The organism is Martinezella sp. CNPSo 3890 (assembly GCF_057784455.1).
In genome coordinates, this window is record NZ_JBXSOR010000001.1 from 416,081 (window position 1) to 426,894 (window position 10,814).

Consider the following 10,814-nt stretch of genomic DNA (forward strand, 5'->3'; position numbering starts at 1 on the left):
GTGTCGATCTCGAAAAGTGAGCCAAAACGGTGTCTACCCAATCGATTTTTCGCTGCGTCGCTGGTATAGACCATCGCCAAGTGTCATAAAAGGCCCGTTTGACAGGCTGCAGGCCGATTATATGAAATATATGGAGAGGGTGGAATTATAGTGTTTGGCAAGGTTTCGCGTCGTCTTTTCTCCGCTTCGCTTCTGGCATTCCTGACGGGTTGCAGCACTCTCGGCATCGGCGGCAACAGTGAAAAACAGCCGGCAACGGATGTAACGGTAGCGCCGCAAACCGGACCCACGACTGCCGCACCTACGGGCGGCCAGACCTATGTCGCCGGCAAGTGCCCGCAGGCGGTCATCCGCGACGAGGATTCGGTCTATCGCACCTACGCCAAGGGCGCCAAGGACGATCCGAACCAGCTAGTCTATCAGGCTTCGCTGGCGCAGGCGACCCGCCAGTGCACCACCGATGGAACAAGCCTCGGCATTCACGTCGTGGCGCAGGGGCGCCTGGTTGCTGGTCCCATGGGCAGCTCCGGCAAGGTAACCCTGCCGATCCATGTTGCGGTCATGGACAATGACAACGCGCTCTATAGCAAGACCATCATGTATACGGCGGAAATCCCGCCGGGCGAAAGCACGGCGCAGTTCCTCTTCACGGATGACGACATCCAGGTTGCCGGCGGCTCGGGCGGCTTCACCATCGTCCAGATCGGCTTCGATCAAGGCCCGCAGAAGCCGGCAAAGGGCGAGAAGCCAGCGCGCAAGAAGCGTCACTAAAGTTGGAGCAGTAGGCAGTAGGAAAAGATCACCTTGTCCTTGCTGCCGCCGGCACTATGGCCGCAACATCTTGCCTATTGCCTATTGCCTATTGCCTATTGCCTCAGAGCACGCCGTCCCATTCGGCGAGCGCCATGACCACGCCCGGCAAGTCGGCCATGCGGCTGACGACGGTTTCGGCGCCGGCATCGGTCAGACGGTCGGCATGCGAAGGATAGGTGTGCGATGCGCCGGTGAAGCCGATGACGCGCATGCCGGCGGCACGTGCCGCCTGAACGCCGTGGACCGAATCTTCGACGACGATCGTATTGGCCGGGCTGACATTCATCTGCTTGGCGCCATGCAGGAAGATGTCCGGCTTGGGCTTTACGCGGTCGGCGCCGAGATCCTTGGCGGAAAAGATATTCGGAGCAAACAGTTTGAGGTAGCCGACCTTCGTCAGCATCATCTCGATGCGGGCGAAGCTGGAATTCGAGCAGATGCAGCGCGGTATCGGCAGGCGTGACAGCGCCAGCGGAACGCCAGGGATAGGCTGAACGTCGCTGGCAAGCGCCAGGTCGAGCAGCTTTTCCGATTTGTCGAGCAGCGAAGCGGAGAGGGGAATACTGGCCTCGCGCTCGACTTCGAACAGGATGTTGCGCCAGGTCATGCCGGCGAAGCGTTCACCCATTTCCTCGGTGCTGATCGGATAGCCCGCATCGGTCAGCAGTTTGGATTCGACTTGTGCCGCGATGATTTCCGAATCGACCAGAACGCCGTCGCAGTCGAAGATGATGAGGTCGAAGCCATTGCTCATGAAATTGCTGCCTTTGATGTGGCTGAGTTCGGCACGCTGCAGGAAACCATTGATGTTTCGGGGCATGCTCTGAAAAATGACCGCCGGGCTTTACACGATATGTCGGCAAAGCTCAACCAATTGGCGGGCATGGCTGCGCTGCAGTGAGCGAAAAGGTCGAAATGCGCAAAAGAGGTGATGACGATTTCTTGTCGCTCGATATCGGCCCTCGACATCGGATTGACCCGCCTTTAAGGATCGGCCATGGCCAAGGAGCGCGACGACACCATTGCCAGCCGCATCAGCCGGGTGCTTGCCGACCGCATCATCCGCGGCGAGATCGCGCCCGATGCCCGCCTGCGGCAGGATCACATCGCCGAGGAGTTCGGCACCAGCCATGTGCCCGTGCGCGAGGCGTTCCGGCGGCTCGAGGCGCAGGGACTGGCGATCAGCCTGCCGCGTCGCGGCGTGCGCGTCGCCTCCTTCGATCTCAAGGAAGTCCGCGAAGTTGCGGAAATGCGCGCAGCCCTCGAAGGCCTTGCACTCAAGCATGCGGCCCCGCATCTGACGTCAGCCATTCTGGACGAGGCCGAGCAGGCGACGCGTGACGGCGATGCCGCCGGTGACGTCCACGCCTGGGAGGAAGCAAACCGTCGTTTCCATCGCCTGATTCTGGCGCCCTGCGGTATGGCGCGTCTGCTCGCGGCGATCGACGATCTGCATGCGGCGAGCGCCCGCTTTCTCTTCTCCGCCTGGCAATCCGGCTGGGAAAAACGCACGGATCATGACCACCGCGCCATTCTGGCGGCGCTGCGCCAAGGGCGGGCCGACGAGGCGGCTGCTATTCTGCAGAAACATGTGCAATGGATCGGCCGCGCGCCGGTGCGCACACCTACCGGATCGACACGCGACGCCTTCGCAATCGTCGGCTAAAAATTATAGATAATTTTGAGATGCCTTGTAGGGCGTGCCTCGCGAGCTGTGCTCCGCGCGGAGTTTCTTCGTTTTGCCGCTGCTGCATCTCGATCAGCATTTCAGCTGCGGTTCGCCGCGCTTTCCGGATTTATTACTCTTATTTTTCAATGGGATTCGCGCTTACTCAAAATATCCGGAGCTTGCCACTTGCCTGATTTCGCAATCTCTCTCATAAAATAGATGAGACTCAAAAATTATCTATAATTTTGAAAGGAGAGCCTATGTCCCTGTTGCAGCATAACGATGAAGTCGCTTTCGATCCGCTTCGCCTTGGTCAGCGTTCGCTTGTTGCCAAGACTGTGTTCGTTCTCGCCGGAACACTGATCCTGGCGCTCGCATCGCAAATCTCGGTGCCGATGGTGCCGGTGCCGATCACCATGCAGACATTCGCGATTACCATGATCGGTGCTCTTTATGGCTGGCGTCTCGGCGCAGTTACGGTTCTCGCCTGGCTGGGCGAAGCTGCCATCGGCTTTCCGGTGCTCGCCGGCGGGGCAGGCGGCATTGCGCCCTTCATGGGTCCGACGGCGGGTTATCTCGCATCCTTCCCGATCATCGCAGCCCTCGTCGGCTGGCTTGCCGAGCGAGGTTGGAGCGGCAACCGCGTCGTGCGCAGCTTTCTGGCGCATCTCTCGGCTAACATTCTCTGCCTTGCGATCGGCGGCGCATGGCTTGCAGCGCTGATCGGTGCGGAAAAAGGCTGGCTGCTTGGCGTGGCGCCCTTCATCCTCGGCGCCGTCCTCAAGTCCGCGCTTGCAGCCGCAGTGCTGAAGACCATTCAGGTCTATAGCGGCAAGGCGCGTCTGAATTGACCGTCAGGCTTCGCGCCCATCATCTGCTCTGCATGCTGACCTTCGTCGGTGAAGGCTATACCTCGGCCTTCACCGACAATTATCGCCGCATCGCCGAGCGGCTGTCGGAAGGGGAGGAGATCAAACTGGTCTCCGGCCCCGATGACATCTGCGCTCCGCTCCTGAACGGGGAGGAGCCACACTGCTTCAAGGCTTCGGTCATCGAGCGGGATGTAACTGCCCTTGCCGATGTCGCGGCCTTGCTGGGCGAAGAGATCGGCATAGGCACGGTGCTGGTGCCTGATGTCATCCTGCTTGCAAAGCTTCGCCGCAATTTCGCCGGCGGTGAAATCCGTCATGCCTGCATCGGCTGCGAATGGGGCGACCTCTGCAGCCGCATTGCTGCCAGCAATTTCAGCGGTGTCCTGATCAAGGCAGCCTAAGGCGTGTTATCCAGCTCTGGCTGTGAGGCCTCTGGTCGCCGGGCGCCATCGCTCAACTCAAGTGGAAAGAGCGCCAAAAAGCGGCGCTCGCCCTCGGGCGTGAAGAAGATCGAGCGGCTGTTTTCGGTTCGCCGCGCCCATCCCTTGTCGAGGAAGTTCGAAAGCAGCGCCTTGCCGAGGCTGCCGGCGAGATGCGCGCGCCGCTCGCTCCAGTCCAGGCAGGATCGGCAAAGCGGGCGGCGGCTCGAGCGCAATCCGGAGACGTCGATGCCGATCGTTCCAAGATGCCTTTCGCCATCGGCCGTCAGGCTCAGACCTTCGCCCACCGTGGAGATCGACCCGGCCTCGATCAGGCTGTCGAGCATGCGTACGCCGTAATCGCCGGCCAGGTGGTCGTAGCAGATGCGCGCCTTGCGCAGGGCCGGCTCCTTCGGGCCGGGACGATGGCGCAGATGGCCACGGCTGGCTGCAAAACCCATGATACCCTCAAGCAGCTTGCCGACTCGATCGTCCGCCAGCGTGAAATAGCGATGGCGGCCCTGCTTGCGTTGTGCCAGCAGGCCTCCCGCTTCAAGTTTGGCAAGATGGGCGCTGGCGGTCTGCAACGTCACGCCGGCAGCCGCCGCCAGTTCCGTTGCCGTCAACGCCCGGCCGCCCATCAGCGCCGTCAAAATGTTCGCTCGCGCGGGATCGCCGATCAGCGAGCCGATCTGTGCTATGTCTGGACCTTCTTTCATACTTCGATCGTAACCGAACCATCTCCGTGCTGCAATGTGCGAAAACAGCGGCATCAGCAAAGGAGAAAACCCATGATCACCTGTCTCATCCGCTATCAGATCGACCCGTTCAAGCAGGACGCCTTCGCAGAGTATGGCAAAGCCTGGGGCCAGGTCATCCCACGCAATGGCGCGGACCTGATCGGCTATTTCGCTCCGCATGAAGGCTCGCTGACGACGGCCTATGGCATCTACAACATCGAAAATCTCGCCGCCTACGAGGCTTATCGCAAGAGCCTCGCCGCCGATCCGCTAGCGCAGGCCAATCTCGATTTTGCCCGCCGCGAGCGCTTCATCTTGCAGGAAGACCGCATTTTCCTGAAGAATGTCTCGCTGCCGCATGCTCCGAGGATATCGCCGTGATCGCAGTCATTTTCGAAGTTATTCCCCATCCCGACGAACGCCAGCACTATCTCGATATTGCCGCAAGGCTGCGTTCGGAACTGGAAGCGATCGACGGTTTCGTCTCCATCGAACGCTTCGAAAGCCTGACCCAGCCGGGCAAGATCCTGTCGCTGTCCTTCTGGCGCGACGAGGCCGCCGTTCGCCAATGGCGAAACCGCGAGGCCCATCGCGCCGCCCAGAAAGCGGGGCGCAAGACAGTCTTTGCCGACTATCGTTTGCGTGTCGCGCAGGTGCTTCGCGATTACGGGATGACGGAACGGGCCGAAGCGCCCGACGATAGCCACGCAGTACACGACATCTAGGGCTTTCAAAGCGATAGCGCCTTTCGATGAGGCCTGCATTCCCGGCGGTTTCGTTGGGAATGCAGAAAATATGACGCCGCTTTAGCCTTTGGTAACCAAGTTAGGTAACCATAACACTCAGTTAAGAGCACCGAGTAAGTGTAACAGCGAGTATCACATGGCGTCAGTTTTCCCGCTTGCCGACCTCAGGACTTCAGCCGTTCCGGGGTCCTGGATCGACACGATCATCAAGGGCGATTGCGTGGCCGCTCTTGAGGCACTGCCCAATCAATCCGTCGACGTCATCTTCGCCGACCCACCATACAACCTCCAGCTTGGCGGCACGCTGCATCGTCCGGACCAGTCGCTTGTCGATGCAGTCGATGACGAATGGGACCAGTTCGCCTCTTTCGAAGCCTATGATGCCTTCACCCGCGCCTGGCTGCTCGCCTGCCGCCGCGTGCTGAAGCCAACGGGCACGATCTGGGTCATCGGCTCCTATCACAACATCTTCCGCGTCGGCGCGACGCTGCAGGATCTGAACTTCTGGATCCTCAACGACATCGTCTGGCGCAAGACCAACCCGATGCCGAATTTCAAGGGCCGCCGCTTCCAGAACGCGCATGAGACGATGATCTGGGCGAGCCCGAACGCCAAGGCGAAGGGCTATACCTTCAACTATGATGCGATGAAGGCCGCCAACGACGATGTGCAGATGCGCTCCGATTGGCTGTTTCCGATCTGCAGCGGCAATGAGCGGCTGAAGGGCGACGACGGCAAGAAGGTGCATCCGACGCAGAAGCCGGAAGCGCTGCTGGCCCGTGTCATTATGGCCTCGTCGAAGCCTGGCGACATCATTCTCGATCCCTTCTTTGGATCGGGCACGACGGGCGCGGTTGCCAAGCGTCTCGGCCGCCACTTCGTCGGTATCGAGCGCGAGCAGGATTATATCGATGCGGCCAGCGCCCGTATCGCCGCCGTTGAGCCGCTCGGCAAGGCGGAACTGACCGTCATGACCGGCAAGAAGGCGGAAGTGCGCGTTGCGTTCAACGTTCTGATCGAGAGCGGCCTCATCAAACCCGGCCAGGTGCTGACCGATGCGAAGCGCCGCTATAGCGCCATCGTGCGGGCTGATGGCACGGTTGCTTCCGGCGGCGAGGCCGGTTCCATTCATCGCCTTGGCGCGAAAGTTCAGGGCCTTGATGCATGCAATGGGTGGATGTTCTGGCATTTCGACGACGGCCGTTCCCTGCGTCCGATCGACGAACTCAGAGCCATCATCCGCAGCGATCTGGCCAAGGTGGAGTAGCCTCAGCCATTTCCGGCAAACAAATCCGCCTTCTTCCGCCGCGTACCTCCAGTCAGGGAAGAAGGTGAAATGCGCAGGGCCTTGCCGGGCGATCTATCCGGCAAGGCCCTGCGCGTCTTTAGTCTCAGATTTTAGAATTCCTGATAATCCGTGACATCGACGCGCACGACGCGGCCGTCCTCGTTAAAGGTAATCGTTTCCTCGCCTTCGCGGATCAGCGGCTTGCCCGTCTTGCTGTTGGTTGCGCGGACAGACCAGACGGCACGGCCGGACAGTGGGGTCAGCGTCTCCACCAGCGAGTTGGATGCGGTCTGATCCGGATAGGTGTCGAAATAGCCGCGGAAGGCTTCCATGATCGCCGCGCGGCCGGCAAGGCTGCCGACGCCGTTGGAGACATAGGTTGCATCCTCGGCGAAGAAATTTTCGATCGCCTCATAGTCGAGGCGGTTGATCGCGTCATGGAACAGCTCAATGCGTTCTGCGGGATCGAAGGTCATCGGCTTAAACCTTTATGCCATGGGCGGCGAGATCGCTGCGCAGCTTCTCGGCGCCGGTGAAGTGAACAGCATGCCAGCCGGCAGCGCGCGCGCCTTCGACGTTCGCCCGGGAATCATCGATAAAGATCGTCGAGGCAGGGTCGAGACCGAAGCTCTTGGCGTGGGTATCATAAATCGCGACATCCGGCTTGATCAGGCCGATATCGCCCGAAACCGTCACGCCGCGCGGCTTCTTGAGGAAGGGATAGCGCTCCTGTGCCTCGCGGAACGTGTCAGAGGCGAAATTGGTCAGCATGGTGACATCGCGGCCTTCCGCGATGAGCTGTTCCAGAATAGCGACGCTGTCTTCATAGGCATGCGGAACCATCTCGTGCCAATATTTGCGAAAGCTGCGGATTTGCTCTTCCCGTTCGGGATGATCGGCGATCAGCAGCGCCTCGGCATCGCTCCAGGTGCGGCCGCGATCCTGCTCGAGGTTCCATTCATGAGTGCAGACATTGGCGAAGAACCATTCTCGCTCAGCATCGTCCGGAATGATCCGGCTGTAGGGAAGGTTTGGATCATAGTGGATGAGAACCTTGCCAATATCGAAAACGATGTGCCGTATTTCCGTCGTCATGAATGAATTCCTGATTTTTGCTCTAAAGGCATTTTTGCGAACGCATTGGGAATAGCCTGAGCGATTGCTTTTTTCATGACTGTCGGGAGTGCCTGCTCTTCAAGATTTGTAACCGGCGCCCACCATCCGTCATGGTTGTCATTCTGCGTCACCGACTTGGCACGCCAGATCGACAATCTCAATTCGAAATGCGTGAAGACATGCGTCACCGTGCCTGCCGGCTGCCAGTCGGCAGGGAAGGGCGCGGCCTCGATGCCGGTCTCGCCGTCAATCCGCGCCGTCCAGCCGGTCGTCGGAACCTCGGTCATGCCGCCGAGCAACCCACTTTCCACACGCCGCCGCAGGAAAATTTCCCCCTCGTCATTGACGGCGACGAAGGCCGCGCCCTGGCGCACCGGCTTTTCCTTCTTGGCTGCCTTGACCGGGAAACATTCGGGATCATGCGCGGCCAGCGCCTGACAAGCGCCGTTGAAGGGACAGAGCGAACAGGCCGGACGCTTCGGCGTGCAGATCGTCGCGCCGAGATCCATCATCGCCTGGGCGAAATCGCCCGGCCGGTCGGCGGGTGTCAGCAGGGCTACCTTCTGCTTCATCAGCGGCTTGGCGCTGGGCAGTGGCGCCGAAATCGCGTAGAGGCGGGAAATGACCCGCTCGACATTACCGTCCATCACGGCTGCCTGGCGATTGAACGCGATGGCCGCGACGGCGGCGGATGTATAATCGCCGATGCCGGGAAGCGCTCGCAGCCCTTCCTCGGTGTCTGGAAAGCGGCCAGCATGGTCTGCGGCAACCGCTTCGGCGCATTTCTTCAGATTGCGGGCGCGCGCGTAATAGCCGAGCCCCGCCCAGGCGGCCATGACGTCTTCATTCGCAGCGGCGGCAAGATCATTGACAGTCGGCCAGCGCTCCAGGAATTTCGCGAAATAGGCTTTGACCGCCGGCACGGTCGTCTGCTGCAGCATCACTTCCGACAGCCAGACGCGATAGGGGTCCGGCTTGACGCCGCGTGCTGCCATCGGCGGCGAGACGCGCCAGGGCAGGTCGCGGTGATGGCGGTCGTACCAGGCAAGCAGCGATGCGGCCGTGGGGAATTCTAAAGTCGTCGTCATGATTTGCCGCGTCGAGGGGAAGTGCTCTATACTTGGCCAAGCTGTGTCGGGCGATCAAGGTGCCGGACGCATAAAGCCTGTGTAGAGACCCAGTTGAAATGAGTTATCCCCGAAAAGGCGAAAAGCAGATTTCCGAGCTGACCAACGGCATCGTCGATCCCGTGCTGGCAAAACGCGCAGGTATCAATACAACGCTGCTCGGCTGCTGGGACGAGATCGCCGGCGAGGATTTTGCCGATTGCACGCGGCCGGAAAAGATCGCGTGGGCGAAGCGAGGCGGCCCCGGCATGGACGAGCGGTTTCAGCCGGGTGTCTTGACGATCGCCTGCGAGGGCGCCCGCGCGCTCTTCCTGACCCATGCCCAGGGCGAACTCATCCAGCGCATCAACAGCTTCTTCGGCTTCTACGCCGTCAATCAGATCCGCATCGTGCAGAAACCGGTTTCGGTCGCGTCCAAGCGTTCGCGCACGCCGCCGCCACTGAAGGGCGAGGCGGCCCGCAAGCTGGCTGACATGATGGACGGCATTGAAGATGAGAAGATCAGGGCCGCCGTTCAGCGTTTAGGAACGGCCATGGCTTGGAAACGGCGCTAGAAGATAGCGGAGCTGAATTTCGAAATCCGGTTGGATATCCGCTCCCGAGTTGCTATATTTGTATAGCAAACGGAGTTTAATGTTATGCTGGCCCTGAGGCTTCCGCCGGAAATTGAAGCAAGGCTCGATGAGCTCGCCAAGCGTACGGGGCGCAGCAAGAGTTTCTATGCGCGCGAAGCAATTCTCGAGCATCTTGATGATCTTGAGGATATCTATTTGGCGGAAAAGCGTCTCGAAGAGCTTCGCCGTGGTGAGAGTGACACCGTTTCGCTGGCCGAACTGATGGCGCGTTATGGCGTGGCAGATTGAATTTCAACGAGCCGCCGAGCGCGAACTAGACAAACTCGGACATGAGGTTTCCCGCCGAATCTTGAAGTTTCTTTACGACCGTGTTGCCAAGCTGGATGATCCGCGTGCCATCGGAGAGGCGCTGAAGGGCTCGGAACTCGGCGATTTCTGGAAATACAGAGTAGGGGATTATCGTATTATCGCGCACATAGAAGATAGAGCCGTGCGGATACTGATCGTTCGAATCGGCAACAGACGTGAAGTCTATCGAAAATAATCCGACCATGCTGTATTCGATACAGCTAATTGTCTGGTTGCGATTCCGGCAGCAATTTTAGCTTTTTGTCTTTCCCCGGTCACAATTCTTTGAAGAAAGTTGGCCAACCGTGCCTTGTTAGCGGCAAGCTGCCGTTATATCGCATGAAACATTCGAAGACCTCTTTCAACGACAGGTGACTCTATGCCGATGTCCGACATGCTCTTGACCAAACGCCACCTGCTGGGCGGTTCTGCCGTTGCAGCTCTTTCCGTGGCGTTCTCTGCCGTTGCAGGCACCGCATCCGCCGCAACTGCAGAAGACGAAGTGCCGCCGTCGGACGGCAATGTCGACATGAATGAAGTGCTTAAGCCCGGCCCGCTGCCGGAGATCGCACTCGGCAAGGAAGATGCGCCGGTCAAGATCGTGGAATACATGTCGCTGACCTGCCCGCACTGCGCGCATTTTGCCGTCACGACTTTCGACACCATCAAGCAGAAATATGTCGATACCGGCAAGGTTCGCTTCATCATCCGCGAGTTCCCCTTCGATCCGCGCGCTGCCGCAGCCTTCATGCTGGCCCGCTGCGCCCCGCAGGAACAGTACATGCCGATGGTCGAAATGCTCTTCAAGCAGCAGATCGCCTGGGCTTCTCCAGATGTCGACGGCCGTGCCGCGTTGCTCCAGATGTCGAAACTCGCTGGTTTTACTGAGGATAGCTTCACGAAATGCTTGACGAACCAGAAGCTTCTGGATGATGTCAATTCCGTACGGGAACGCGCAGCCAAGGATTTCGGCGTCAATGCGACGCCGACCTTCCTGATCAATGGCAAGCGCTATGCAGGGGACATGTCTGTTGCTGCCATGTCGAAGCTTATCGACAGCCTGCTCTGATCCGCGCCTTTTTACATCACAGGCGGGCGGCC

16 protein-coding genes are annotated in these 10,814 nt (G+C 59.7%); 11 read left to right on the forward strand and 5 right to left on the reverse strand.

Features of this window, described 5'->3' with window-relative positions; all coding sequences use genetic code 11:
* Positions 1-150: 150 nt before the first annotated feature.
* Positions 151-771: a hypothetical protein gene (locus AC13RC_RS02020; RefSeq protein ID WP_488556344.1), complete on the forward strand. Its 621-nt coding sequence runs from the start codon at positions 151-153 to the stop codon at positions 769-771.
* Positions 772-874: 103 nt separating this feature from the next.
* Here AC13RC_RS02020 and AC13RC_RS02025 read toward each other — a convergent pair whose 3' ends face one another.
* Positions 875-1,567 carry an HAD family hydrolase gene (locus AC13RC_RS02025; protein ID WP_113331986.1) on the reverse strand — a complete coding sequence of 231 codons (693 nt, stop codon included), beginning with the start codon at positions 1,565-1,567 and terminating at the stop codon, positions 875-877.
* Positions 1,568-1,810: 243 nt separating this feature from the next.
* Here AC13RC_RS02025 and AC13RC_RS02030 point away from each other — a divergent pair, with 243 nt between their 5' ends.
* From AC13RC_RS02030 to AC13RC_RS02040, 3 genes are all read left to right on the forward strand, one after another.
* Entirely contained in the window at positions 1,811-2,479 is a 669-nt protein-coding gene (locus AC13RC_RS02030; RefSeq protein WP_113331951.1) for a GntR family transcriptional regulator, read from the forward strand.
* Positions 2,480-2,742: 263 nt separating this feature from the next.
* Positions 2,743-3,333, forward strand: coding sequence for a biotin transporter BioY (locus AC13RC_RS02035; RefSeq protein WP_488556345.1), 591 nt, complete (start codon positions 2,743-2,745; stop codon positions 3,331-3,333).
* Positions 3,330-3,755 (forward strand): DUF1284 domain-containing protein, encoded by a 426-nt coding sequence (locus tag AC13RC_RS02040; RefSeq protein WP_488556346.1) that lies wholly within the window; start codon positions 3,330-3,332, stop codon positions 3,753-3,755. The genes AC13RC_RS02035 and AC13RC_RS02040 overlap by 4 nt, the downstream gene beginning before the upstream one ends.
* Here AC13RC_RS02040 and AC13RC_RS02045 read toward each other — a convergent pair.
* Positions 3,752-4,492, reverse strand: coding sequence for an ArsR/SmtB family transcription factor (locus AC13RC_RS02045; protein ID WP_183813418.1), 741 nt, complete (start codon positions 4,490-4,492; stop codon positions 3,752-3,754). The two genes, AC13RC_RS02040 and AC13RC_RS02045, sit on opposite strands and share 4 nt — an antisense overlap.
* Before the next feature lie 72 nt (positions 4,493-4,564).
* Here AC13RC_RS02045 and AC13RC_RS02050 point away from each other — a divergent pair, with 72 nt between their 5' ends.
* The 3 genes from AC13RC_RS02050 (at position 4,565) to AC13RC_RS02060 (ending at position 6,526) form a co-directional block, all read left to right on the forward strand.
* Positions 4,565-4,894: an NIPSNAP family protein gene (locus tag AC13RC_RS02050; protein WP_113331947.1), complete on the forward strand. Its 330-nt coding sequence runs from the start codon at positions 4,565-4,567 to the stop codon at positions 4,892-4,894.
* Positions 4,891-5,238: an antibiotic biosynthesis monooxygenase family protein gene (locus tag AC13RC_RS02055; RefSeq protein ID WP_488556347.1), complete on the forward strand. Its 348-nt coding sequence runs from the start codon at positions 4,891-4,893 to the stop codon at positions 5,236-5,238. The genes AC13RC_RS02050 and AC13RC_RS02055 overlap by 4 nt, the downstream gene beginning before the upstream one ends.
* A gap of 157 nt (positions 5,239-5,395) precedes the next feature.
* Entirely contained in the window at positions 5,396-6,526 is a 1,131-nt protein-coding gene (locus AC13RC_RS02060; protein WP_095434181.1) for a site-specific DNA-methyltransferase, read from the forward strand.
* 131 nt (positions 6,527-6,657) lie between these two features.
* On the opposite strand, the gene AC13RC_RS02065 is transcribed toward AC13RC_RS02060, so the two are convergent.
* The 3 genes from AC13RC_RS02065 to mutY are packed head-to-tail and all read right to left on the reverse strand — an operon-like array spanning position 6,658 to position 8,754.
* A complete protein-coding gene (locus tag AC13RC_RS02065) occupies positions 6,658-7,023 on the reverse strand; it encodes a nuclear transport factor 2 family protein (protein WP_488556348.1) in 366 nt (121 codons plus the stop codon).
* Between the two features lie 4 nt (positions 7,024-7,027).
* Positions 7,028-7,642 (reverse strand): HAD family hydrolase, encoded by a 615-nt coding sequence (locus AC13RC_RS02070; RefSeq protein ID WP_488556349.1) that lies wholly within the window; start codon positions 7,640-7,642, stop codon positions 7,028-7,030.
* Positions 7,639-8,754, reverse strand: a complete 1,116-nt coding sequence (mutY, locus tag AC13RC_RS02075) for an A/G-specific adenine glycosylase (protein WP_488556741.1) — start codon at positions 8,752-8,754, stop codon at positions 7,639-7,641. The genes AC13RC_RS02070 and mutY overlap by 4 nt, the downstream gene beginning before the upstream one ends.
* 95 nt (positions 8,755-8,849) lie before the next feature.
* On the opposite strand from mutY, the gene AC13RC_RS02080 reads away from it, so the two are divergent.
* From AC13RC_RS02080 to AC13RC_RS02095, 4 genes are all read left to right on the forward strand, one after another.
* Positions 8,850-9,344 carry a DUF721 domain-containing protein gene (locus AC13RC_RS02080; RefSeq protein ID WP_488556350.1) on the forward strand — a complete coding sequence of 165 codons (495 nt, stop codon included), beginning with the start codon at positions 8,850-8,852 and terminating at the stop codon, positions 9,342-9,344.
* Between the two features lie 84 nt (positions 9,345-9,428).
* Positions 9,429-9,653 carry a type II toxin-antitoxin system RelB family antitoxin gene (gene relB, locus AC13RC_RS02085; RefSeq protein WP_069613789.1) on the forward strand — a complete coding sequence of 75 codons (225 nt, stop codon included), beginning with the start codon at positions 9,429-9,431 and terminating at the stop codon, positions 9,651-9,653.
* Positions 9,637-9,909 carry a type II toxin-antitoxin system RelE family toxin gene (locus AC13RC_RS02090; RefSeq protein WP_113331941.1) on the forward strand — a complete coding sequence of 91 codons (273 nt, stop codon included), beginning with the start codon at positions 9,637-9,639 and terminating at the stop codon, positions 9,907-9,909. Before relB ends, AC13RC_RS02090 begins: the two co-directional genes overlap by 17 nt.
* A gap of 183 nt (positions 9,910-10,092) precedes the next feature.
* Entirely contained in the window at positions 10,093-10,782 is a 690-nt protein-coding gene (locus AC13RC_RS02095) for a DsbA family protein (RefSeq protein ID WP_069613791.1), read from the forward strand.
* Positions 10,783-10,814 lie beyond the last annotated feature (32 nt).